This is a genomic window from Epilithonimonas mollis (assembly GCF_900142325.1).
Taxonomy (GTDB): domain Bacteria; phylum Bacteroidota; class Bacteroidia; order Flavobacteriales; family Weeksellaceae; genus Epilithonimonas; species Epilithonimonas mollis.
In genome coordinates this window covers 953,944-980,145 of the sequence record NZ_FRAM01000002.1, presented here as the reverse complement: position 1 = coordinate 980,145, position 26,202 = coordinate 953,944, and the positions used below count along the sequence as shown (strand labels likewise).

The following is a 26,202-nucleotide window of genomic DNA, read 5'->3' as shown; positions in this document are numbered from 1 at the left end:
AATGTCTATGGAGATATTATGAGAGATCGTTAAAATAAAATCAGGATGCTGACTTATGAATATATCTTGTCAGTTTGATTCCCATATCTGTCAAAACAATTTTAGAATTGGCATTTCTGGAAATGTGATAAGAAGCCTGTGTAATTTCTTCTACAATAGAAACGATGTTCGCACCATGAATAAACTTTGAGAATGCTGTCCAATTAAAGTTCCCTTCATTAAGTTTTTTATAAACCAGATCATCAGTGCCATAATTCTGGAGCATCGCCAATCGAAAAATCTCAATACAGTAACTCAGGAATTTCATTTGTTTTTCCCGGTTCCATTCGGAGATCTGGCGTGCCCATTTTACGATTTCCCGAAGTACTTCCGGTTTCTTTTTGGCCTGGAATGCGTTCCGAACCCATTGGATAAACAAGGACTCAAATTCTGAAACAGCAACATTATTTTCTGAAAAAGTCCTGGCGAGATTCCAATTGCCCTGAGCCTGATAGGCGATTTCTTTTGCACTTTCTTTATCAGGAAGGTTTTCCAGAATATCTTCATCATTAATTCTTGGAACATTAACAATCTGACATCTTGATAAAATAGTTGGCAGGATATCATTGGTGCTTGGTGCGCAAAGAATGATGTAAGTATTTTTTGGCGGTTCTTCGAGAAATTTCAGGATTTTGTTAGCTGCAGCATCGTTCATTTTGTCGGCTCGCCAAACGATGAGAATTTTGCTTCCGCCTTCAAAACTTTTCAGGTTAAACCTTTGGCCAATATCTTCCGCTTCGTCTGCCGAAATGAAAAACTGTTTGTTCTCAGATTCCAGAAAACTGGTCCAGTCATCAAAAGATGAATAAGGATTATCCAGGATCATTTCGCGGAAATTATCAAAAAAGCGTTTGCTCAATGAAACATTCTTCTCAGAAAAAACAGGAAAGCTGAAATGCAGGTCAAGATGATTGAGATTCTCAACCTTGTGAACAGAAGCCGGATTCTCCTTTTCAAAAATCTCACGTGCCATTGCCAAGGCTAAAGGCAAAACACCAAAACCTTCTTCGCCAACAAACAGCTGCGCATGGCCGACTCTGGAATTCCGAATGCTATCCTGTAAAAGATTTGTGATGGATTGCTGACCGATAATCTGTTCCCATTTCATATTGACAAAGATAAATATTAGTTTTTAGTTGATAGTTATTAGTTAACAGTTTTTAAATTTGAGAGTCAGATTATTTCAAACACTAACTTAAGTATTTTAATCATCGAATTTAAAATAAAGCTGTAAAAAGTACTTAACAAACTTTAACCCAAATATATTTTTGCAATTCATTATTAATTAAGATATTTGCGCATTGAAATTTTAAAGGATGAAGAGAATTTTTGTTTTATCATCATTGGTTGCAGGATATTTCCTAAATGCCCAAAGTATTGGTAATTCGCCATACGGAGCTTATGGAATTGGAGATGTGAAATTTGATAATACAGTCGATATCAGTTCTATGGGAGGGATTTCTACGGCTTATATTTGGGATTTTAATAATAATTTTAATTTCCGAAATCCGGCTGCGAACACCAACCTGGAACTTACAACCCTGAAAGTAGAAGGTACTAACGAAAATAATTATTATAAGTCTGACTTTAATAATGTAAATACGACGAAGCACTCAACTTATCTTTCCAATATTGCTATAGCTTTTCCGATTTCCAGAAAGATAAAATTCGGGATGGGTTTCCAGCCTTACAGCTCAAAGACTTACAATATACTTACTACATCTGATCTGAATCAGACGGATAATATCTTAGAAGCGCATCGTTTCCATGGAGAAGGAACCCTGAATACTGTTCAGGCAGCCTTTTCTTATCAGATCAATCCTGAGTTTGCTGTTGGTTTGAGATCTAATTTTTATTTTGGAAAACTATATGATATTGAGGAAGTCACCTTTACTGGAGCTGAGCTGATAAGTGGTTATTCAAACAGCTACAAAATAGAATCCTTTAATTTTACTTTAGGAACAACCTACCAGAAAAAACTCGCTAACGACAGAAGATTTACAGCCGGGGCAACATATACTTTCGGGAATACCGGAAGTATGAAAAACGTATACACAAACAGTACATATTATTATCTACTGGGCGAAAACAAGGCTTACGAAACTATCATTGAAGAAAAAACGACTTATGATAAGAAGTTTCTTCCACAGGAAGCTTCACTTGGATTAGGGTATGGTCATGATACGAAATGGTTTTTAGGTGCACAGCTAGATTATAAGAAAGGAGAAAATTTTAATTTCCTGGGACAGACGCTGAACTATCAGGATTCTTACAGATATTCTGTGGGAGGCTGGTATCTGCCAAATTATAACAATTTCCGTTCATACTTCTCCAGAGTGATCTACAGATATGGTGCATATTATGAAAAAGGAAATCTCCAGATCAACGGCAGCAGTATCAACAAAATGGCTCTGACAGCTGGTGTTACCCTTCCTTTCGAGAAGAGCCAGATCAACCGTATGAACAGTATAGACATCGGATTGGAACTCGGGAAAAGAGGAACACTGGACAACAACCTCATCCGTCAAAATTTTATAAACCTGAGAGTTGGAATCAATTTTGCTGACAAATGGTTTGGTAAAAAACTTTATAATTAATAGATACGGACACTGATAATCTAATGAAGGATTATTATTTCAAAATATTTAACCTAAAAACATCACAACAGTTAATCCTGTTGCTGATGTTTTTTCTTATTCAGTCTTGCGAAGAAGATCTCACAAAAGTCAGTCAGAATAAAAAAACTGATTTTGCATCCCAGGTAATCCATAATGCCAATATTATCCAAAGAGATTCCGGGCTGGTAAAAGTACGCTTCAAGGCACCTTTGATTGAAAAATACGAATTAATCGATTCGCCTTATGCAGAAGCAAAGAAAGGAATCTATCTTGAGTTTTTTGACAAAAAGAAACCCAAAGAGCCCGGGAAAATCTGGGCAAAATATGCCCGGTACAATGAGAAAAGAGATTTTTATTTTGCAAAAGGCCGTGTGAAAGTCATCTCAACAGAAGGACAGACTTTTGTGATGGAAACCATCAACTGGGATAAGAAAAATCAGAAAATGTACACCAAAGACACTGTTTTTGTATCTGATAAAGATGGAAATATTCTTATCGGTTCGCACGGAATGGTTGCAAAAGATGATTTTTCGGAATATACATTTTTCAATAATTCCGGAAGTTTTAACTCTGCAAACCTGCCGGCAACCAGTAAATAATAAGCCAGCTTTTCAAGCCATTGCGTTTAACTATAATTTTTACAAATTGAAAAACCAGGATTTCTTTGCAATAGGTCTGATGTCGGGAACCAGTCTGGACGGATTGGATATTTGTTACGCAAAATTTTTCAATAACGGGTCTATCTGGAGTTTTGAAATTCTACAATGTGAAACACTTCCTTATTCTTCCGAATTAGAAAATGAGCTGAGGAATGCCATCCATCTTTCCAGCGAAGAACTGCTGAAACTCAATTCTGAGTATGGATTTTATCTTGGCGAAAAAACGGAGGAATTCATTTTAAAAAATAAAATTACAGAGCTGGATCTGATTGCATCCCACGGACATACGGTCTTTCATCAGCCTCAAAACCGGTTTACCTTACAGATCGGCGATGGAAGAGCTATTAAATCGAAAACAAAAAGAACCGTCATATACGACTTCAGAAGCCAGGATGTGATATTTGGCGGTAACGGTGCACCTTTGGTTCCTATTGGTGATGAATTATTATTTCCTGAATTCGATGCGTGTCTCAATCTTGGTGGATTTTGCAATATCTCTTTGAAAGCAGAGGAAAAAAGAATTGCATTTGATATTTGTCCTGTCAATATCATTTTAAATGATTTAGCTTTAAAACTTGGGAAGAAATTCGATGAAAACGGAGATTTTGCGCGAGCCGGAAAAATTGATGAACTTCTTTTGAATAAGCTTAACCAATTACCTTTTTATACCCAAAGCATTCCAAAATCACTTGGATTAGAATGGGTTCATGAATACATCAAGCCATTGATACAAAATCACGGAATTGAAAATCTGCTGGCTACTTTCACGGAACATGCGGCTGTGCAGATTGTGAAAGTCATTGATGATTATGGTATTAAAAATATTTTGATAACAGGTGGCGGAACATACAATTCCTATCTTTTAGAAAAGATAAAAGCAAAGACCAAAACCATAATTCAAATTCCCGAAAAGGAAATAATTGAATATAAAGAAGCTTTGATTTTTGCTTTTATGGGTGTTTTAAGATCACTGGATCTCAATAATATCTTATCATCTGCGACCGGAAGTTTTTTTGATCACTCGTCCGGACTGATCTGCTGATTACAGTTGCTCGATCTTGTCTGTCAGAGAATTGATAAAATTCTGCAATGGTTTTTCCACCATCATTTTAATAAACGGATTGAACTTTCCTTCGAATAATAATTGAACTTCCGTCTGATTTTCATTCACCGGATTCATCGTTCCGGTCAGGGCAAAATCCAGGCTTGAGCTGGCAGATTTCAGAACCACTTCCTTTTCAGAAACATTGTCAATTTTCAAGGCAATTTCCGGCATTCCTTTAAGTCCGAATTTGAAACCATCTTCTCTGGCATCAAAATTCTGAAGGCTGTCCGGCATCAGATCTTTATAGTCCTGCGGGTTTTTCAGCATGTTTGCCAGATCCGATGAAGATTTATTTACGATAATTTTTCGTCCTTCTAAATTCATTTTTATATTTTTGTATTAATATTAATAGCGATACAAATGTATAAAGTTTTTATCAATGAGAAAAAATTAATTTTGAGTTCTGAGCCTCAAAACAGCCTTAAAACAATGAATTATGATGGAACGCATAGTTTTGATTTTGCTATTGATCTTCTTGAAAATACAGCATCGCAAGGCCTGAATATTTATCATAATAATATTGATGAATTATGGAATGAATTTGGGAATTATTTCAAAAAAATTGATGCAGCCGGCGGAATTGTCTGTAATACTGAAAATAAAATACTCTTCATACACAGACTTGGCAAATGGGATCTTCCGAAAGGGAAAATCGAGCCTGGAGAATCCAGGGAAGTCGCCGCTGTGCGAGAAGTAGAAGAAGAATGTGGAATTTTTAATCTGGTGCTGGAAGATTTTATCAATTCTACCTATCATGTCTACACAGAAAAGGACGGAAAAAAAATACTGAAAACCACTTACTGGTTCGCTATGTTCTATCCCGGAACAGAAATGCCAAAGCCGCAGATAGAAGAAGGAATCAATGAAGTCGGCTGGAAAGATGAAGAAGAAATTGAAACGCAAATTCTGCCATCAACTTTTAAAAATATTAAATTGATTTTGAATGATTTCAAAAATAAAAAACCTCAATAATTTGAGGTTTTTCTTTTATATATAATCGATGATTTTTTCGAGTGCAATTCCTCGCGAGGCTTTTAATAATACATTCTCACTCTCAACTGGATCAGCATTTAATCTTTCAATCAATTCTAAAGTATTTTCGAAAGCGTTCTCAGATTGATTGACCAATTTGAAATTTGAGCCAACTGTAATTATTTCATCAAATCCGCAAGATTCTGCGAAGTCTAAAATGTTCTGATGCTCCTTCAAGCTTTCCTCTCCGAGTTCTAACATATCGCCAATAATAATCGTTTTGGTTCCCTCGAAAATTTTGAAGTTTTCTAATGAAACTTGCATACTACTCGGATTGGCATTATAAGTATCCAGAACTAAAGTTTTATTGCCTTTCTTTTGGATTTGTGAACGCATATTGGATGGGAAATAATTTTCAATCGCTTTCTTAATTTCAGAGATATTAAGCCCAAAATGTAAACCTAATGTAACTGCCGCAGAGATATTATCATAATTATAATTACCAGTTAAATTTGAAAAGATATCTGTTCTTTGATAATGAAGTCCGACAAAATGTTCTTTGTGTACAGGCTTGAAGTAATAATCGGATTGTGGAGTTCCAAAAGTTATTTTTTCAGGGTAATTTTCCGTTTTTTCTTCTTGGACTTTATCATTCTGATTGACTAGTATTTTCTGTCGATTTGATTTCAAATAATCATACAGCTCTGATTTTCCTTTGATTACACCTTCATAGCCACCAAAACCTTCCAGATGCGCCTTTCCAAAATTAGTGATGTATCCGATGTTAGGTTTTGAAATCCTGCAAAGGAATTCAATTTCTTTCTGATGATTCGCTCCCATTTCTACAACAGCGATTTCATGGTTTTTTCTAACCGACAGAATAGTCATTGGAACACCTATATGATTGTTAAGGTTTCCGGACGTATACTGAACATTGAATTTAGCAGACAAAACAATGCTTATTAATTCCTTCGTAGTGGTTTTTCCGTTACTTCCGGTAAGACCGATAAAAGGAATATCCAACTGATCTCTGTGAAAAACAGCGAGTTCCTGTAGAAACTCTAGTGTAGAAGACACGCAGAAAATATTTTTTTCAGGGTTTGCATATCTTCCATCTTCGATTATTACAGCCAAAGCTCCTTTTCCAATCGCTTCATCAGCACTTTCTGCTGCATTATAACTCGCTCCGGAAAATGCAAAGAACAAACTGCCGTCTTTAACTTTTCTGCTATCTATAACGACATCCGTACATTGCAAAAACAAAGGATAAAATTCTTCAATATTCATAAGTTCAAAAATATTAAATTGAAATATAATAAAACAAAAAAACAGCAGAAAATCTGCTGTTTTTTTGTTTTATTATATGGTCGTATTATCTTTTTGTGCGTCCTGTTTTGGAATTCTTAGCATCCTGTGCAACACGGAAACCGATCCATCCATAGCCCTTTGTTTGATTCTTGAATCTTCTCTGACCCGGATCCAACCAATACGCTGAGTCCAGCCAAGATCCACCTTTTACAACTCTGCTGTAATCATTGATCTGAGAAGTAGCCTTGTTTTTGTCTTTTTTCAAAACTACATTTCCGTTTTTATCAACAATGAAAGTTGGTTTTACAGAATTGTACATATTGAAATCGGCACTATCACTTGGAGGTGTTCCACCTGCATCTAGTGAGGATTGATAATCACCATCTCTATAGTTGCTGTTGTCTTCAAGCACTTTTCTTTCAAACTCTCCAGGTAACCCTCTGTAAACAAGACGTCCGTCTGCAAGCGTATCATATTTTATATCTTCATTACCTATTTTCTTGTAAGTCCCATCTTCATTTCTGACAGTCTGAACTGTTTTACTACCTCTGAAATAGTTAAAGTCACTGAATTCCTCATCAATCATTGGTCTGTAGATATCCGCAACCCATTCTGCAACGTTACCGTACATTCCGTAGATTCCCAAATCATTAGAAGGATATTGCTTCACATCAGCCGTTGTTGGTGCTCCATCATTTTTCCATCCTGCAACCCCGGAGTAATCTCCACGTCCCATTTTGAAATTTTCAAGATACATTCCTCTGTTCTTACCTTTTTTACCTTTCAGGTTACTAATTTCCGGTGCTTTACCTAGATAATTATTATACTCTCTGCTTTTCTGAAGACCAAGTGCAGCAAATTCCCACTCCACTTCAGTAGGAAGTCTGAATTTTTCTACAAGTCCTGAAGTATTGTTTCTGTTCGCAGCGGCAATTTTCTCATTAGAAGTTTTGATACCGGTTCTTTTCTGAAGTTTTTCTTTATCTACGTATGCATCCAGTTCTGCATCGCTGGATTTGAACTTATCCATATTGAAGGTGGTACCTGCGCTGGCAGCTTTATCTGCAGAGTATAAATCTTTTGAGATCACCCCTTGTTTCATGAGGGCTTTCTCATTAGCTCTTTCCGTCAGCCAGTCACAATATTTTGTAGCCTGCAACCAAGAAACACCTACGACAGGATAGTAATCATATTCAGGAGATCTGAAGTAAGTTTCTGCATAGTCATTACGGGACAGCTTATTGTTCCATACCAGCGTATCCGGCAAAGATCCTGTATAGATATGTTTCAAGCCGGGATCAGTAGAAGGGAAAACGAACTTGAGCCAAGTCGTATATTCTCTATATTCTGAGTTTGTAATCTCTGTATCTCCGATGAAGAAAGAGCTTACCTGCATTCTTCTTGGTGTATTATTCCAGTCATGCATTACATTGTCCTCTACTAAACCCATAGTAAAAGTTCCGCCTTCTACATAAACCATTCCTGGCCATGCTTTTGGTTTTTGTTGTTTGCCGGAAAAAAACCACCCATCTTTTTCGTTGGGTTTCCAGCCGGTTTTACTAACAAAACCTTTTGTGCCTCCTCCTTTTTTAGTGTTACCACCACCTCCACAACTTACCAAAAGTAATGTAGCGCTAAAAGTAATTATCGAAAACAACCTTATTTTTTTCATAATCAGATATAGAAATTTTCAAAGTACAAAGAAAAAGTAAATTCTTTAATTAATCAAATATTGTTTACCTTTTTTTGATAAAACGAGATTAAATTAATTTTATTATATACCATTTTTTATAAAAATTCGTTTATTTTGTAATCTTAAATTAATTCAATTGATGAAATTCAAAATTTATTCTGTAGCATTATTCCTTGTGTCTATATTGGGTTTTTCTCAAAAAATCACTCTGGAATGGAAAGGTGCGAAAGAGATGGATTATGGTTCGGAAAAAATTGTATATCCTTTTTTCACCAACTATAATTTTCTTGTAGAAGCAAACTCCGTATATGTTAATCTTAACATAAAAACGGACAATCTGCTTAAAATAGACCAATTCCAATGGGAAGAGCTTTCAATAAAAGATACTTATGACCTGAATGTTCATTCACTTTCCCCAACACCCATCGCCGGCGTTAATTATTTTTTCAACGATATTGAAGGGACACAGAATGCCAATGTAAAAGTTGAAGCCCTGAAAGTTGAAAAGAACAAAATATATAAGCTTGTATCTTTCAACATTGTCACTACCAATCAAAAAGTAGCTGCACTTTACAAAGGCAGCAATAAATTTGGTTCTTCAGAAAACCCTTTGAAATCTGGTACTTTCTACAAAATAAAGGTTGACAAATCCGGAATTTTTAAAATTACCAAGCAGTTTTTGCAGCAAAACGGCATCAATCCTTCCAGCATTAATCCTAAGAATTTCAGAATCTATGGTAATGGAGGACTCATGCTTCCGGAATTTAATCAGGAAAATTATACTGACCCGAATAATGGTGTTAGTTATGTTAACCTAAAATACAATGCATTACAGGAAAATGCAATTCAGGTTGTTGGAGAAGATGACGGCGTCTGGAACGATAATGATTTTGCTATTTTCTATGCACAGGGTCCTAACGGTTATAACATTTTTGACAGAACAAACGGAAATGGAAAGAAACGGAATGACCACAGATTATTCAGTCCGCCACCGCCTAATAATTTTGTAAACATCTACGAGGATTATTCTTATTACTTTATAAATTTTGATATCGGTCAGGGAAAAAGAGTACAGACAGTAGATACTAATACGCCGTCTGAACTGATAACCCGTTATGATGATTACCAATATATCAATGAAGAAAAATTTAATCTGATAAAACTGGGAAGAATATGGACCGGAGATGTGATCACCGGAAACAAAGAATTGGTTTTCACTACAAAAACACCTATACAGCCGGATGACAGGATTATATTCCGAACACAGGCTATTGGGCTCAATGCGCAAATGGCTCAGATAACCTTTAGTGTCAATGGCTCACAAGATATCAAATCTATAGGTAATGATCCAAAAGCAGTATATGTTCCGTTACAGCATTCAGGTGCATTATTTGACCAGAGCGGTAATACTATAAAATTCAATTACACCCCTAATGCGGGTTCGAATCCGAACGCCAAATTCTATTTTGACTATGCGGAAGTACAATATAAAGAAGACCTGAACTTTAATAATTCGCAAATGAATTTCCGAGATTTTGACATTGAAACAGGATCTGGCGATCTATATGGATTTTCTGTCAAAAATGCTTCTGAACTAGAACAGATCTGGGACGTTTCGGACATTACCAATGCAAAAAAAGTTACAAATAAAAATTCTCAAAACAGCACTTTTAATTTTGGCTATATTGCGAATGATCCACTTTTCAATAACGAATTTACGGCTTTTAAAAGCTCCGCTGCTTTTGAACCAAAATTTGTAGGAAGAATTGAAAATCAAGATCTTGCTTCTCTCAAAAACATTGATTATCTGATGATAACGCAGCCTGCTTATATCCCGCAGGCTGAGAGACTTGCTGCCTATCACAGGGCAAAGAACGGATATAACGTTCAGGTAGTCGATGTAAACAAAATTTATAATGAATTCAGCAGTGGTAGCAAAGATATTACAGCCATAAGGGATTTTATCACCAAACTTAATACACCAACAGGCTCATTGAAGTATGTATTCTTATTAGGAGATACTTCCTACGATTTCAAAAATAGAATTGCAAATAATACAGATGTTATTCCAAGCTACCAAAGCGAGGCCAGTGCCAATTTTTCGGCATCTTATGTGACAGACGATTATTTTGTAATGACAAGACCGCAAACAACATCTACAGTTACCAGTATTCTTCCCGATCTTCCCATAGGGAGACTTCCTGCGGACAGTCCTCAGGAAGCCAAAATAATGATTGATAAAACTTTGGCATATTATAATGCTTTACCCGGACAATCGAATCCTTTTGGAGAATGGAGAATGAAGCTGGATTTTGTAGCAGATGATGATACAGATGGAAGCGGACCACAAAAGCCTGATGGAACTGATGTCAAAAAACCATTTCACAATCTTGTAGAATATGCGATCAGCCAAAGCTTCTCCAACACTGACAAACCCGAATATAATATCAGAAAATTATATATGGATGCCTTCCCTGCTGTAACAAGTGCGGGTGGACAAAGATTCCCGCAGGTAAATCAGGCAATCAGTAATGATGTGGGAAACAGCTTGTATTTATTCTACTTCGGACACGGAGGCGTGAATGGCTGGGCACAGGAAAGAATTCTTACCTCTACAGAGATACAGGGATTTAATAACTTCACTCCGGTTTACAGTAGATTCCCGTTGGTGTCAACAATTACCTGCGAATTTACATTATGGGATGAGCCAAGCACCAATTCTGCTGGTGAGCAAATGATAAAACTTCCAACAGGAGGTGCAGCAACGATGATAACATCAAGCCGTGAGATATCAGTAGACTATGGCCGAAAATTCACGCCAATGTTTACCAAACACTTATTTACATTGAATTCTGCCAATCAGTTTTTGTCTTTAGGAGATGCGCATCTCAATGCTCGAAAAGAATATTATTACAAGCCAGATATTGGCTATGGGGCAGCTGCACAGGATCCGTTTAAAGTTAATTTCCTGGGTGATCCTGCGATGAGACTTAGCAGGCCGAAGCAATTACTTAAAATAGACAATATAGAGACGCCGGTTCCTAATCAGATCAGAGCATTAGACTTTGTAAAAGTCACAGGCCGTATACTAAAATCTGATGGAGCTACTACAGACAACACCTTTAAAGGTAGAGTCGTTATTAATATATTTGATAAAAAAATTGAAAAAACAACCCTCAACAATGATAACACACCGGATCTGAGTGATAAAATGACTTATCTGGAAGAACCCAGTGCTATCGTAAAAGCTTCAGGAAAGGTAGAAAACGGTATTTATACTGTAGAATTTTATGTTCCGAAAGACATCAATTACACTATCGGAGACGGAAGAATTCTTGCTTATGCTGAAAACTTTGTTGATGCCAAAGAAAATGCATTCGATGTTTTTACAAATCAGGTACAGAAAGTCGGAGATATAAATCCTGACGGCATTAATGATTCCGAGCCGCCATCCGTTAACCTTTATATGAACAATACCAACTTTGCCAACGGAGGAATTACAGATCAGAATCCTACACTTCTGGCTTGTGTTAAAGATAATATGGGAATCAACTCCACCGGTGCCGGTATCGGGCATGATATCACTTTTATCTTAGACGGAAACGTTATCAATACGACATCAGTCAATGATTATTTTTCTTCCGGCGACGGAAACGGGTGCAGCTTCGGCGACCTTCAGGATTATCAGAAAGGCTCGGTGACATTCCCGTTCAGAAACCTGACACCTGGTGAACATCAGCTGGTATTTAAAGTTTGGGACATCAACAATAATTCCACCAGCTCTACGTTAAACTTTGTAGTAAAAGATGAAACCGAAAATAAACTGACGGTAAACAGACTGCTTAATTGGCCAAATCCTTTTACAAATAAAACGTATGTGCAATTCGAACATAATTGTGATGACATCCTGGATGTGAATGTTCAGATCTATACAATTACCGGAAAAATAGTAAGGACGATATCAACCAGCGTTTCTGCTGAACCAACAGTATTGCAAGGTTTCAGAACGCCAAGACAGGCTATAGAATGGGACGGAAAAGATGATTTTGGTGATACGGTTGCAAAAGGTACATATATTTTTAAGATATTTGCACGCAGCCAGAATCAGGAAAAATGCTCAGGAAGTGCAACAGCTGTGGAAAAAATGGTATTATTAAAATAAAAAAACTTAAAAATATTGGTAAAATTTACCTTAAAAGAAAAAAAATGAATTTAACAAAAAGATTATTTTTAGGATTAGGAATCAGCGTTAGTGCTCTTGCTTTTTCTCAGAGCAATGTTCAGCCTGTGCTAACAGGCGCGCCGTTTTTGAGAATATCTCCGGATGCAAGAGCAGGTGGTATGGGAGACCAGGGTGTGGTGACATCAACGGATGTTTTCTCACAATTCTGGAATGCGGCAAAATATCCTTTTGCAAAAGTTTCTTCCGGATTCGGGGTCAACTATACACCTTACATGAGTAAACTAACCAATGATGTATTTTTACTGTATGGTTCTTTCTACACATTTCTGGGTGATGATGAGCGTTCCACGCTTAGTGCGAGTATCTATTACTTCAATATGGGTGATGTGGATCTTACAGATTTTGTAGGAAACGAGGTGATACAAGGTGGAACAGCAAAACCAAACGAATTCTCAGTAGATGTGGCTTACGGATTGAAACTGACAGACAACTACTCGATGGCTGTTACTGGTAGATTTATCCGGTCGGATATTGGTGGTGGTTTCAACTCCAACAGCACATTGAAACCTGCCAACACTTTTGCAGTAGACGTTTCCGGATATTTTATGTCTAATAAGCATGAAAGCATCAGTGGTTACGAAGGTAGAGTGAAAGCAGGTTGGGCAGTCCAGAATCTAGGACCGAGACTGGATTATACAGGAGATGAAAATTCCAGGTCTTATCTTCCTACAATGGCAAGATTGGGTCTCGGCTATGATTTATTGATAGATGACATGAACCGTTTCAGCTTAAGTGGTGAAGCTTCTAAAATATTGGTTCCTGGTCCGGACGATACCGGTAATATCCCTAATGTGGGCGTGATGGAAGGTATAGGAAAATCATTCAGCAACAAAAAAAGCATCATGTTCAGTGGTGCAGCAGAATATTCTTATGATGAAACTTTCGCTTTAAGAGCCGGTTATTTCGCAGAAGCGCCAGAACAGGGAGCAAGACAATATGCAACCGTTGGTGTTGGATTCAAGTATGCTTCATTTGGTCTTGATCTTTCTTACCTTATCAACACTTCCAAGATCAATACAGCTTTGGACAACACGCTTAGATTTGGTTTGACCTGGAACATCGGTAGCGAGACTTACAATGCTACAGATTATTAAGAAAATTAATTCTTTATAAAATTTTGCCAGAGCTTTTCCGCTTTGGCATTTTTTTTATTGGTTGATTGACCAATTCAATTTTCAAAATCTCAGTTTACTTTCTGTAAATTTGCATCTATGAACTACAGTTCCGAACTCAAAAAATTCCTGACCAGCCAATATATCTATTCCGGAGTGAGAATAGCTCTGGCAATAGTGATACCAAGCATTATCCTGGCACAACTGGGCTTGTTAAAAGAATTTTTTCTCTTTCCCCTTGGAACCAGCTTCGTAGGACTCACGGATCAGCAGGGTCCTTTTATCAGGCGAAGAAATACTCTCCTACTATCTGTGGTTACCTTCTTCCTGATTGCACTTATCGCCAGTTTACTCAAGGAATATCCTTTTGCAGTATATTTGGAGATTATCATCTTCGGATTTTTTTTCTCGATGATTGGCGTTTATGGACTAAGGCTTGCAGTTTTCGGATCCATTGCTCTGGTTGTTCTCAGCATCTTTATAGATGGCCATCTCACGGGTAATGACATATTCAGGAGCTCATTCATATTTTTTCTTGGATGCCTGTGGTTTTTTATTGTTTTTATGATTGTTACCAGGCTTCAGCCTTACAAGCTTGCAAGTCAGGTCGTGGGCGAAAATTATCTGGAGTTAGCAGATTATCTGAGAATAAAAGCAACTTATTACACCAAAAATCCAGATTTTGACGCATTGCTGAATCAGCTGATCGCACAGCAAGTAAAAATAAAAAACCATCAGGAAGACACAAGAGAAATTGTCTTCAAAACCAGACAGATCGTGAACGAATCCACCACCCAAAGCAGGATTCTGATGCTGATGTTTCTCAACTCAATTGATCTTTACGACAAGTTGCTGACTTCTGAAAACGATTACAAAAGAATGAACGAAGTCTTCGGCGAATCAAAACTTCTGGGAAAGATTCACGACTATCTTTTGACCATGGCGGATGAGATCACCAATCTCGGGATTTCTCTGCAAGGCAGCCTAACCTTCCGGCAGATTACAAATTTTGATGAAGAACTGAAAAAGATTTATGACGAATTTTTTGAATACCGTTCTCAGAAATTCTCCTCAGACACTTTGGAAGATTTTATGATGATGCGACAGATTCTGATGCGGATCACGGAAATTACTGATGAAGTCAACTTGATCTTCAAAGTCAATTCTCAGGATCCGAAATTAGCAAAAAGCCTATCCACCGGTTTGGATTATTCCAAATTCCTTCCAAAAGAAGAAAAGCTCAACCATAAAGTCTTTATCTCTAATTTCTCACTCGATTCCGGACATTTTCGTCATGCTGTCAGAGTCACAATTGCGTTACTTATCGGGTATATCGTATCCAGATTCGCAATCCTCGGGATCGGACATTCCTATTGGATTCTCATTACGATCATTGCGATTCTTAAACCTGCATATTCCACAACCAAACACAGGAATCTGCTCAGGCTATACGGAACAGTTGCCGGTGCAGTCATCGCTTACATAATCCTATATTTTGTTAATGAGCCAACAGTTTTGCTGATCATTTTGCTGGCAAGTATGATCATGTGCTTCAGCCTGCTGAAGTTTCATTATTCCTGGGCTGTTTTGTTTATGACAATTTACATTTTCCTTTCCTTCAACTTTCTGAAGCCCGGAAATGTCAACCTTATATTCAAAGATCGATTGTTGGATACTTTGATCGGTGGTGCGGTAACATTTTTAGTGGCTTATTTTATTCTTCCGGTTTGGGAGCATACACAGAATCTGGCACTGATGAAAAAATCTTCAAAAAGCAACCTCGGATATTTCCGGTTGGTAATGGATCTTTTTCTGAAAAAAAATAAAATCGACGACCAGGATTTCCGATTAAAAAGAAAAAATGCAATCATCGATCTGGCCAATCTTTCCGACAATTTTCAAAGGATGATCTCCGATCCGAAAAATCAGCAAAGAAAACTGGAAACAGTTCATCAGTTTGTAACCACTACACACCTGATTACGGCTTATACAGCTTCTTTATCCCAATATGCCAAATCCGGCCACGATTTCCCGGAAATCGATTTTGAAAACTGGAAAATAAAAATTTCTGCAGAATTACTCAGGACATCTTCCCTACTCTTCCAGAAAGATCTGGATGAGCAGACAAGGATAGAAAGCCATATAAAACCAGAAGACCAGGTGAAAGACCTGTTGGAAAAAAGAAAAGCGGAAATCGAAAAACAGGATATATCAGACGAAAGAAAACCTTTTGCAGTCAGCCATCTGACCGAGATTAAAAACATCAACGAATTACTGGAGCTGATCTATGATGTGGCAAAAGATCAGCGAAAAATAATTGAAGAATACCTGATCTATCAATCAACAATGGCGAGACAATAATTATCGAAGAAAGAAATCCTGGCTTTAAAAAAATCTTCATTTTCGAGGTCGTAGACTCTGCTTTTTACCGTAAATTCTTCTTTCAATTCGAAAGGTAAAACATCATAGTGCTTTTTCAGCGACCAGTGCTTGCTGTGATGGATTTTATAAAGCGCTTCCTTCACACACCAGATTGCGGTCAGATAATCAACTTCCTGATTATTATTAATATAAAGATCCTCATGAAGGATGAACTTATGCCGGATGCTTCTGATCTTTTCTTTTCTTTTTTCAAGGTCGATCCCGACTTTCTTTTTAGAAATGGCCAAAGCAGCCAGCGGAAAAGAATGGCTCACAGAAATATGATGATCTTGAGGGAAAAGATAAGGCTCACCGTTTTCCCTGTAAAGGATTTTGTGGTCAGGAAGCAATATTTTCAACATTTTTCTTACCATCAGAACCTCAGCGATTTTGTTCGGATGATAATCCAGCATCTTATACTGATTCTCCGGTTCCAGTAACATCTCGGGATTCAGTTCTTCGTTCTCATCAAATTCCCAGATCAGGATCGTTGCAACATTATCAGAAAAATCTTTATAAAGAGGCATCAGCAATTTTTTGAATTTTTAAATTTAATAAAAACTGATGACATTAAACATTGGTCTCAGAACTTAAAAATGCCTTAAAATTCACTAGTTAAGATTATTTTAACACTTTTAGAGTGTAAATTTGCGGTATCAAAATGAGAAAAGGACTTATATATCTGTTAATGACCGTTTTCATGCTTTTCCTGGCAGAAAACAGACAGTCGCATGATTTCCAGCAGGATTATGGAGATCAGTCTGTGTCATTACATCTTTTTTCTTTTGCAAAAAAGCACAAGCTTCATCACTCTGTAGAAAAGACTTCTGTTCAGCAGGTTAATAATTCTCTCGATTCTCCAGAAGAAAACCGAAATAATCTTGATGCAAATACTTACAACGTTATCGCAGCCATTGCGGTGTTCGGTTTGGGCTATTTTCTTCAAAGATATTTCCAGCTTAAGAAGCAGATTTTCCACAAACAGGACGCCCTGTTTTTCCATGCGAAAAGATTCATTCTCCTTCGCAGCATTCGTATTTAAAATTCCCGATTTCAAATTGTTCTGCCCTTTATTCCAAAAGTGGTAAGACATTCTCATTTTTGAAATCCCAATACATTCCAATAACATCAAATCAAAAAAAGAATTGAAGCCAATTCTATGATCTGATAATTTCTCAGAAACTTAATTAAAAAAAAATAAAATTTATTTAAAATGAAAAGAGTCACATTCTCTTTAGCTATCAGCACATTGCTGATCATCTTCAGCTGTAACAAAAAAACAGAAGAAAAAGAAGAAGCCGCCGTCTTTCCGGTAACATCTCCAGTAAAAATGGATACTGTAATCACCAAAGAATTCGTCTCCCAGATCCGCTCAGAAAGAAATATAGAAATCCACGCTCAGGAAAAAGGGTTTCTTGAAAAAATATATGTAGATGAAGGTCAGCACGTACAAGCCGGACAAGTTTTGTTCAGAATTATGCCACAACTTTATCAGGCCGATGTTCTCAAGGCTAAAGCAGAAGTGGCTCAGGCAGAAATTGAATTACAAAACTCCAGCACTTTGGCTAATAACAATGTGGTTTCCATTAACGAAAAGAAAATGGCGAAAGCTAAACTGGACGCTGCAAAAGCAGAACTTAATCTGGCTCAGACGCACTTATCTTTTACCACAATAAAAGCGCCTTTTTCCGGAATTATTGACCGTCTTCCGCTCAAATTAGGTAGTCTGATTGATGAAGGGGCATTGCTTACTACCCTTTCCGACAATGGCGGCATCTTCGCTTATTTTAACGTTTCCGAACCAGAATATCTTAATTATCAAATGCATTCTGCGGAGCGAGGTAACAATCTTGTTTCACTGATTATGGCTAATGGCGAAAAATTTCCTGATAAAGGTATCATCCAGACCATTGAAGGCGAATTTGACAGCGAAACTGGGAATATCGCTTTCAGAGCCAAATTTCCAAATGCTAATCAACTCTTGAGAAACGGTGAAACCGGAAAAATACAGATGACACTTCCTCTGAAAAATGCATTAATCATTCCTCAGAAAGCAACTTATGAGATCCAGGATCAGAAATACGTATTTGTTGTTGGAAATGATGGTGTTGCGAGGTCCAAAAACATCAAAGTTGCCTATGAACTTCCTGATATCTATGTTGTTTCTGAAGGACTAAATTCTGATGACAAAATCTTGTTAGAAGGTGTTCAAAAAGTTAAAGACGACCAGAAAGTGGAAACAAAATTCCAAGACCCGAAAAAAGTCTTGAGCTCATTAAAATTACAAGCAAACTAACATAATGGTTAATGATTAATTGTTAATGGTAACACTGTCTCTCATTAATAATTAATAATTGACAATTAATAATTAAAAAAATTATGTTTAAGAAATTCATACGCAGACCAGTTCTGTCGATAGTCATCTCACTGATTATTGTTTTTATGGGTGTTTTATCTCTTGTGAAACTTCCCATAACCCAATTCCCTTCTATCTCTCCGCCAAAAGTAAATATTACAGCAGAATATCCTGGCGCTAATAACGAGTTGCTCATCAAATCTGTTGTAATTCCTTTAGAACGCGGACTAAACGGTGTTCCGGGAATGAAATATATGACCTCTGACGCCGGTAACGACGGTGAAGCATCAATTCAGGTGGTTTTCGATTTGGGAACCGACCCGAATGTTGCAGCGGTAAACGTTCAAAACCGTGTTTCTTCAGTAGTTAATAAATTGCCGCCTTTGGTAGTTCGTGAAGGAGTGAAAATCACACGTGAAGAGCCAAATATGCTAATGTATATCAACCTTTACAGTGATAATCCGAAAGCTGACCAGAAATTTCTCTTCAACTATGCTGACATCAACTTGATTTCCGAACTGAAAAGGGTGAGCGGTGTTGGTTTTGCAGACATCCTGGGAACTCGTGAATATGCAATGAGAATCTGGCTGAAGCCAGACAGAATGACCGCTTACGGCATCTCCGCAGATGAAGTGATGGAATCTCTGAATGAACAGAGTTTAGAAGCTTCTCCCGGAAAAACTGGTGAAAGTTCTGGAAAACGATCTCAGTCATTCGAATATATTTTGAAATATCCTGGTCGTTTCAACAACGAAAAAGATTACGGTAATATCATCCTGAAAGCCAATCCAAATGGAGAATTTGTAAGACTGAAAGATGTTGCTGATATTGAGTTCGGTTCATCTATGTATGACATCTACTCTACCCTGAACGGAAAACCGTCCGCAGCGATTACTTTGAAACAATCATACGGTTCCAATGCAAGTGATGTTATCAAGAATGTGAAAGTTCTGATGAAAGACCTTGAAAAAACGTTCCCGAAAGGAATGCATTACGAAATCAGTTATGACGTTTCAAGATTTCTGGATGCGTCGATTGAAAAAGTAATCCATACATTATTTGAAGCGTTTATCTTAGTTGCCATCGTGGTTTTCCTTTTCTTGGGCGACTGGCGTTCTACTTTGATTCCAACCATTGCCGTTCCGGTTTCTTTGGTAGGAACATTTGCCGTGATGTCAGCCTTTGGAATTACCCTAAATCTGATTTCACTCTTTGCTTTGGTAATGGCAATTGGTATTGTCGTCGATGATGCGATCGTGGTGATAGAAGCTGTCCACGCTAAAATGGAAGAGAAACATCTCTCGCCACTCAAGGCAACGGAAGAAGCAATGCACGAAATCAGCGGAGCTATTATCGCTATTACATTGGTAATGGCTTCTGTTTTCATTCCGGTAGCTTTTATGTCTGGTCCTGTTGGGGTTTTCTATCGTCAGTTTTCGATTACGATGGTTTCATCCATTATTTTATCCGGCGTTGTCGCTTTGACATTGACTCCAGCTTTATGTGCTTTGATTCTTAGAAACAACCACGGCAAAGAGAAAAAGAAAACACCAATCAACAGATTTTTGGATAGTTTTAATAATCTGTTTACTGTTGGAGCCGGAAAATACCACAACTTTTTGACAAAAGTGGTTACCAGAAAAATGATTACGCTTCCATTACTGCTGCTTTTCTGTATCGGAACATTTTTCCTGAGCAACAAATTGCCTACCGGATTTATTCCAAGTGAAGACCAGGGAATGATCTACGCCATTATCCAAACGCCTCCGGGTTCCACTTTGGAAAGAACCAACCAGATTGCGCTTGAACTTCAAAAGCAATGTGAAGAGATTGACGGCGTGTCATCGGTTTCATCTTTGGCTGGTTATGAGATTTTGACTGAAGGAACTGGTTCTAACTCAGGAACTTGTTTGATTAACCTTAAAAACTGGGACGAAAGAAAAGAATCGGTTACGGAAATCATTGAACAACTGGAACAAAAAGCCAAAGAAATTCCCGGAGCAAATATCGAATTCTTCCAACCGCCGTCAATTCCAGGTTATGGTGCAGCCGGAGGTTTTGAATTAAGACTTTTGGACAAAGCCGGAAGTGGCGATTATCACAAAATGGAACAGGTCAGTAATGATTTTGTCAAAGAATTGAAAAAACGTCCGGAATTAGGTTCAGCTTTCACATTCTATTCTGCTAGTTTCCCTCAGTATATGCTGAAAGTTGATAATGATTTGGCAGAACAAAAAGGTGTAACAATAGAAAAAGCAATGGACAATCTTTCCACTTTGATTGGTTCCAATTATGAAACGAGTTTCATCAGATTCGACAGACCTTACAAGGTGATTGTTCAGGCTGGTCCGCAATATCGTGCGTTGCCAAGCGATTTGTTGAAATTATATGTCAAAAATGATAAAGACCAGATGGTTCCTTATTCGGATTTTATGCATCTTGAAAAAGTGTATGGATTGTCAGAAATCACGAGACATAATATGTACAACTCTTCCGAAGTGAGCGGAACGCCAGCGCCTGGATACAGTTCCGGAGATGCAATAAAAGCAATTCAGGAAGTTGCGGATAAAACTTTGCCAAGAGGTTTCGGAATCGATTGGGCGGGGATTTCCAAAGACGAAGTATCCAGAGGCAATGAAGCGATTTATATTTTCTTGGTTTGTCTTGGATTCGTTTACTTGATTCTTTCTGCGCAATATGAAAGTTTTATCTTGCCTTTGCCAATTATTTTGTCTTTACCAACGGGGATTTTCGGAGCATTTTTATGTCTGACGCTTTTCGGATTAGAAAATAATATTTATGCTCAGGTGGCAATGGTAATGCTAATCGGATTACTTGGAAAGAACGCCGTTCTGATTGTCGAATTTGCCGTTCAGAAAAAAGCAGAGGAAGGACTTTCTACCAAGGAAGCCGCTTTGCAAGGTGCGTCTTTAAGATTCCGTCCCATTTTGATGACATCGTTCGCCTTTATAGCCGGATTGATTCCATTAGCTTTGGCAACAGGACCTGGAGCTGTAGGTAACAGAACTATCGGAACGGCTGCTGCTGGAGGAATGTTGATTGGAACTATCTTCGGATTGATGATAATTCCTGGATTGTATTACATTTTCGCCAACATTGCTGCTAAGTCAAAACTGACTTACTATGAAGAAGAAAACCCTTTAACAGAACAAACTGAACCTTACCAACACGATGGAAAATTTGAAGATAAATAATCCAATCAATCCAGAGGTAAAAACAATAAAAATTAAAAGACAAAAATGATAAAGCCTCGGAGAGGCAAACTGTTAATAGAAATAGACCAAGTTGTGAATTTGAGCTCCGTAGGAGCGGACTTAGACATTACGAAAACAGATCGTTCCTACGGAACTTCTGTAAAACGAACCAATAAAATCTATTAACAGTTAGTCTCTACTAGACAATTAAAAAATAAAGTAATATGAATAGTTTTTTTATTAATCATAAAAACAAAATCGCTTTGATTGCTTTGTCTCTTGCTTTGGCAAGCTGTAAAGCACCAATGGCAACCAAAGTCCAGGACAGAGTCAAAGAAACCATTCCTCAGAATTTTGAGAATCAAACAACTTCTGAAAACAATTCCGGAATCACGCCCTGGAAGCAATTTTTTACAGACCCGAATCTTGTGAATCTGATTGATGAAGCTTTGAAGAATAATCAGGAATTAATGATTACGCTTCAGCAAATCGAAATCGCAAAAAGCGATGTGATGTACAAAAATGGAAAACTGAGTCCGACTGTTGCTGCAAGATTGGGAGCAGGAATCGAAAAAGTGGGTCGCTATACAAGCACAGGTGCCGGTGATGCATCCACAGATATAACCGACGGAAAAGAAGTGCCTGAAAATCTTGGAAATTTTGAAGGCGGTTTGGTTGCTAACTGGGAAGTTGATATCTGGCATAAACTGAGAACTGAAAAACAAGCGGCTGTCGCTCATTATTTGTCAACAGTTGAAGGAAAGAATTTTGTCCTGTCAAGCCTGATTGCCGAAGTGGCTGATAATTATTATGAATTACTATCTCTTGATAATCAATTGGATATTATTCATCAGTATATGGATTTGCAGAAAAAAGCGCTTGAAGTGGCTAAGATCCAAAAGCAGGCAATGGCTGCAACGGAGTTGGCTGTGAAAAAATTCGAGGCTGAATTGGCAAAATCCAATGCGACTGAATATGACCTTAAACAACAAATCACGGAAAAGGAAAATCAAATCAATGCTTTGCTTGGTCGTTACCCGCAACCGATTGTGAGAACAAAAGAAAGTTTTATGTCGATTGTTCCGCAAACGGTTTACACGGGAATCCCGTCACAATTATTAGCCAATCGTCCTGATATCAAGCAAGCGGAATTGGAATTGCAATCTGCCAAACTGGATGTGGAAGCGGCAAGAAAGGAATTTTATCCAAGTCTGGAAATCAATGCTGCGCTTGGTCTGGAAGCTTTTAAGCCGAATTATCTTGTGAAAATGCCGGAATCGATTGCTTACAGTCTGGTGGGAGAACTGGCTGGTCCGCTGATTAACAAAAGTGCGATTCAGGCCAATTTCAAATCGGCAGATGCGAAACAAATCCAGGCTTTGTATGAATATGACAAAACCATCCTGAGCGCTTATCTCGATATTACGAATCAAATGTCGGCGATCAAAAACCTTGACCAATATTATGAAATGAAATCTCAGGAGGTCAAAGCGCTAGACCAAGGCATTGATATTGCCAATCAATTATTCAGAAATATGAGAGCGGATTATCTGGAAGTTCTGATGAATCAGCGCGATGCATTGGACGCCAAAATGGAACTCATTGAAGCTAAGGAAAGACAGCTAAGCACAGTTGTCAATATCTACAAAAGCTTAGGTGGCGGTTGGAAGTAACCCAACACTAACTAATTATATGCGAATGCTTCCGGAAATTTTTCCGGGAGCATTTTTTATGACATATTCAACATCCAGAATCTTGAAGCTATTTTTTTGAAAAAATAATTGCATAAATTTACTGGTTTATTAATAATACAGCCAGTTTCGTTTTGAAATTAATTTTAATTCTATTTCTCGCATTCAGTTCATTCATCAAAGCTCAAAATAGCCGAGATGCAGAAACTTTATTCCTTGAATCCAAAGATCTGGTTTACAAAAAACCTTCGGAATCTGGCGTGATTGCTGAATTCCTTTTCAAGAACAGTTCAGATGACAATGACAAACTAAAAGCGCTCTTCCTAGTCACAGAAAGCAGTTTGCTGAGAGGCGATTATAACACAGCGATTGCAAAACTTTTTCAATGTATTGAACTTTCAAAAAAATCCAATCGTCCTGAAAATGAATTTCGAATCAATTATCTCCTGGCAAGACTTTGTGATGAATTAGGAATTGAACTGTCTCAATTGTACTTAATCAGAAACGAAAAAGACATTACCCAGAATTACTATGAAAAAGCCATAAAATCTTACTCTGAATCTAATTGGAATCAAACCATCAGGAATTTAAAATTATTTGAAAAACAAAAAATAAAATCCGCTCCGGAACTGAGCAATTTCTATTACGCATTGTCTTACACCAATCTTGGAAAAGCTGATTCCGCACAATATTTTGTTCATAAAATTCAGAATTATCCTTCTTATTATTTTTACGCAAAAGCAAAAATCCAATCTTTTAAAAAAGAGTCAGACAAGAATATCGACTACATTGAATTTTTAAAACCAATTGGTAAGAACGTTCAGGATATCTGGTTGAGACAGCAGATCTATAAACTTGAATTACAAAATTCTGAATCAAAAGACCGGGAAAAATACAGTGAATTTTACCAGCTTCAGACTGCTTTACAAGATTCTATAAGCTCAGTAAAAGAAAATGCGAGAATTACATTCCTTACCAAAATCAATCAGAAACAAGATGAAATCTTGGAGGCAAAGTCTGAACGGCAAACAAAAATGATTGGCCTGACCTGTATTGCGATCTTGTTTGTATTTGTCATTGGATATTTCATCAACAAAAGATTAGATAAGAAACAAAACGAGTACGAAAAAGCAACAAAGGAAGCAGAAGAAAGAGAGAAATTCATTGCTAAGAATAAAGCTCAGGAAAGCGCCGGAAAAATTGTAATTCCTGATAAAACCATTAGTTTTTTGCTGGAAAAACTAGAGAAATTCGAAACCAATAATGACTATCTTGACCCGACAATTTCGCTTAATCTCCTCGCAGAAAATCTGAACACCAACACAAAATATCTATCGGAAATCATCAATACTTATAAGAATAAAAATTTCCATACATACATCAATGAATTGAGAATCAATTACATCATCAATCAATTGATAAACAATCCGGTTTATCTTAAATATAAAGTCAGTCACCTGGCCGAGGAAGCAGGTTTTTCTTCGCATAGTTTATTTTCGACAGTATTCAAGCAGCTGACGGGACATTCGCCGGCTTCATTTATCAAAATCATTAAAAGCGAATTGAAATGAGAACAATTAGAATTTTTATGTTGGTGATTTTGAGTATGTCTGCAAGTTCACTTTTTGCCCAGGGCAATAAGGAGATTGATAGCCTGATTGGTTCTGCCAACATGTTTCTTTTTAAAGATCCGCAGAAAACCATCGACATCGGAAAAGATATTCTGAAGAAAAAAACCCTGGCCGATTCTTATCGAATTTCATCTTACATTTTGATTTCCAACGGTTATTCCGGCTTAAATGATTTTCAAAAGTCCATAGAATTTGCTTTAAAAGCCAATGAATTATCTGAGCAGACAAAAGACATTGCCAACCAGATCAGAACTTTGGGATTGATTGGAAATCAATACATCAGGATCGAAATGCGGGACGAAGCCTGGCAATATCTTGATAAGGCTGACAAGCTTTCGCAAATGGTTTCCCTCCCGGAATCTAAAAAATATCTGATTGGCAACATCAATCTTCTAAAAGCTTTTCTATACAAAAGAAGCCTCGACTGCGGTTATGCTATCAAGCATTTTAACAAAGCAATTGCCGAATTCAAAAAGGATAAAGACAATGGTTTTGCCAAGGCGAATCTCGGCCAGGCCTACAACCAGAAGGCGTATTGTTTTCTGACGATCAACAAGGATTCTGCGCAGGTCAGTTTTGAAAATGGGCTGGCTGATGCCCGGAAAAATGGTGCAAAATCTTTGGAATGCAATGCGCTGATTGGATTGTCCGACATTAGTAGTTCCCAGAAGGATTTCAAAAGTTCAAACGAAACCTTATTATCCGCACTGCCATTGGCCAAAGCAGCACAGCAGATTGAGATGGAAACCAAAATCTACAGGTTACTGGCAGAAAACTACATCGGGCTTAACGATTTTGAAAACCATTTGAAATATCAAAAACTGTTTGATTCGACACAGTCCAGATTTGTTTTGGAAGATGTAAGGTCAGTGAATGAATTGCTTCAAAAACGCAATGAGTTTAAGCAAAAATCGTATGATGCCGGGCAAAAAAAATATGCCTTCACACTTTCTGTTCTTCTCGGAGTTCTCATTTTATCAACCTTGATTTTATGCCATTTTCTGGTAAAAAAGTCTGGAAAAATTGATAATATCATCAGCAAAAAAAATTCTTAATCTAAAAATAACCATTTAAAAATATTTGATTTTCAATCATTTACAATACAAAACCTTTTGTTTTCTTGAAATTTTCGTGTATCT

At 37.4% G+C, this 26,202-nt stretch carries 18 protein-coding genes; 13 read left to right on the top strand and 5 right to left on the bottom strand.

What is annotated here, in order from left to right; genetic code table 11:
* Positions 1-40: 40 nt before the first annotated feature.
* The gene (locus BUA97_RS11990) at positions 41-1,147 is read right to left on the bottom strand and encodes a DNA polymerase III subunit (protein ID WP_072998360.1); all 1,107 of its coding nucleotides are present in this window, start codon (positions 1,145-1,147) and stop codon (positions 41-43) included.
* 208 nt (positions 1,148-1,355) lie between these two features.
* Here BUA97_RS11990 and BUA97_RS11985 point away from each other — a divergent pair, with 208 nt between their 5' ends.
* From BUA97_RS11985 to BUA97_RS11975, 3 genes are read left to right on the top strand one after another with little or no spacing between them, the layout of a single operon-like run.
* Positions 1,356-2,636 carry a hypothetical protein gene (locus BUA97_RS11985; protein WP_072998358.1) on the top strand — a complete coding sequence of 427 codons (1,281 nt, stop codon included), beginning with the start codon at positions 1,356-1,358 and terminating at the stop codon, positions 2,634-2,636.
* Between the two features lie 23 nt (positions 2,637-2,659).
* A complete protein-coding gene (lptC, locus tag BUA97_RS11980; RefSeq protein WP_072998355.1) occupies positions 2,660-3,256 on the top strand; it encodes an LPS export ABC transporter periplasmic protein LptC in 597 nt (198 codons plus the stop codon).
* A 46-nt stretch (positions 3,257-3,302) separates the two neighbouring features.
* The gene (locus BUA97_RS11975) at positions 3,303-4,358 is read left to right on the top strand and encodes an anhydro-N-acetylmuramic acid kinase (RefSeq protein ID WP_072998353.1); all 1,056 of its coding nucleotides are present in this window, start codon (positions 3,303-3,305) and stop codon (positions 4,356-4,358) included.
* Here BUA97_RS11975 and BUA97_RS11970 read toward each other — a convergent pair whose 3' ends face one another.
* A complete protein-coding gene (locus BUA97_RS11970) occupies positions 4,359-4,745 on the bottom strand; it encodes an orotate phosphoribosyltransferase (protein WP_072998351.1) in 387 nt (128 codons plus the stop codon).
* A gap of 36 nt (positions 4,746-4,781) precedes the next feature.
* Between BUA97_RS11970 and BUA97_RS11965 the strand changes: the two genes are divergently transcribed.
* Positions 4,782-5,393, top strand: coding sequence for an NUDIX hydrolase (locus tag BUA97_RS11965; RefSeq protein WP_072998349.1), 612 nt, complete (start codon positions 4,782-4,784; stop codon positions 5,391-5,393).
* A 15-nt stretch (positions 5,394-5,408) separates the two neighbouring features.
* On the opposite strand, the gene BUA97_RS11960 is transcribed toward BUA97_RS11965, so the two are convergent.
* Together BUA97_RS11960 and gldJ are read right to left on the bottom strand one after the other, a co-directional pair.
* On the bottom strand, positions 5,409-6,680 hold the full coding sequence (locus BUA97_RS11960; RefSeq protein WP_072998346.1) for a UDP-N-acetylmuramoyl-tripeptide--D-alanyl-D-alanine ligase: 1,272 nt from the start codon (positions 6,678-6,680) through the stop codon (positions 5,409-5,411).
* A gap of 85 nt (positions 6,681-6,765) precedes the next feature.
* Entirely contained in the window at positions 6,766-8,373 is a 1,608-nt protein-coding gene (gene gldJ, locus BUA97_RS11955) for a gliding motility lipoprotein GldJ (protein WP_072998344.1), read from the bottom strand.
* 160 nt (positions 8,374-8,533) lie between these two features.
* Here gldJ and porU point away from each other — a divergent pair, with 160 nt between their 5' ends.
* The 3 genes from porU to BUA97_RS11940 all read left to right on the top strand — a co-directional run bounded on the left by porU (position 8,534) and on the right by BUA97_RS11940 (position 16,110).
* Entirely contained in the window at positions 8,534-12,556 is a 4,023-nt protein-coding gene (gene porU, locus BUA97_RS11950) for a type IX secretion system sortase PorU (protein ID WP_072998342.1), read from the top strand.
* A 44-nt stretch (positions 12,557-12,600) separates the two neighbouring features.
* Positions 12,601-13,731: a type IX secretion system outer membrane channel protein PorV gene (porV, locus tag BUA97_RS11945; protein WP_072998647.1), complete on the top strand. Its 1,131-nt coding sequence runs from the start codon at positions 12,601-12,603 to the stop codon at positions 13,729-13,731.
* 117 nt (positions 13,732-13,848) lie between these two features.
* Positions 13,849-16,110, top strand: coding sequence for an FUSC family protein (locus BUA97_RS11940; protein ID WP_072998340.1), 2,262 nt, complete (start codon positions 13,849-13,851; stop codon positions 16,108-16,110).
* Here BUA97_RS11940 and BUA97_RS11935 read toward each other — a convergent pair.
* On the bottom strand, positions 16,086-16,697 hold the full coding sequence (locus BUA97_RS11935) for a 4'-phosphopantetheinyl transferase family protein (RefSeq protein ID WP_072998338.1): 612 nt from the start codon (positions 16,695-16,697) through the stop codon (positions 16,086-16,088). The two genes, BUA97_RS11940 and BUA97_RS11935, sit on opposite strands and share 25 nt — an antisense overlap.
* 134 nt (positions 16,698-16,831) lie before the next feature.
* Between BUA97_RS11935 and BUA97_RS11930 the strand changes: the two genes are divergently transcribed.
* From BUA97_RS11930 to BUA97_RS11905, 6 genes are all read left to right on the top strand, one after another.
* A complete protein-coding gene (locus BUA97_RS11930) occupies positions 16,832-17,212 on the top strand; it encodes a hypothetical protein (RefSeq protein WP_072998337.1) in 381 nt (126 codons plus the stop codon).
* A 171-nt stretch (positions 17,213-17,383) separates the two neighbouring features.
* The gene (locus tag BUA97_RS11925) at positions 17,384-18,466 is read left to right on the top strand and encodes an efflux RND transporter periplasmic adaptor subunit (protein ID WP_072998334.1); all 1,083 of its coding nucleotides are present in this window, start codon (positions 17,384-17,386) and stop codon (positions 18,464-18,466) included.
* A gap of 83 nt (positions 18,467-18,549) precedes the next feature.
* Entirely contained in the window at positions 18,550-21,741 is a 3,192-nt protein-coding gene (locus BUA97_RS11920; RefSeq protein ID WP_072998332.1) for an efflux RND transporter permease subunit, read from the top strand.
* 224 nt (positions 21,742-21,965) lie between these two features.
* The gene (locus BUA97_RS11915) at positions 21,966-23,414 is read left to right on the top strand and encodes a TolC family protein (RefSeq protein ID WP_072998330.1); all 1,449 of its coding nucleotides are present in this window, start codon (positions 21,966-21,968) and stop codon (positions 23,412-23,414) included.
* 152 nt (positions 23,415-23,566) lie between these two features.
* Positions 23,567-25,003: a helix-turn-helix domain-containing protein gene (locus BUA97_RS11910; protein WP_072998328.1), complete on the top strand. Its 1,437-nt coding sequence runs from the start codon at positions 23,567-23,569 to the stop codon at positions 25,001-25,003.
* Entirely contained in the window at positions 25,000-26,118 is a 1,119-nt protein-coding gene (locus BUA97_RS11905) for a hypothetical protein (protein ID WP_072998326.1), read from the top strand. The genes BUA97_RS11910 and BUA97_RS11905 overlap by 4 nt, the downstream gene beginning before the upstream one ends.
* Positions 26,119-26,202 lie beyond the last annotated feature (84 nt).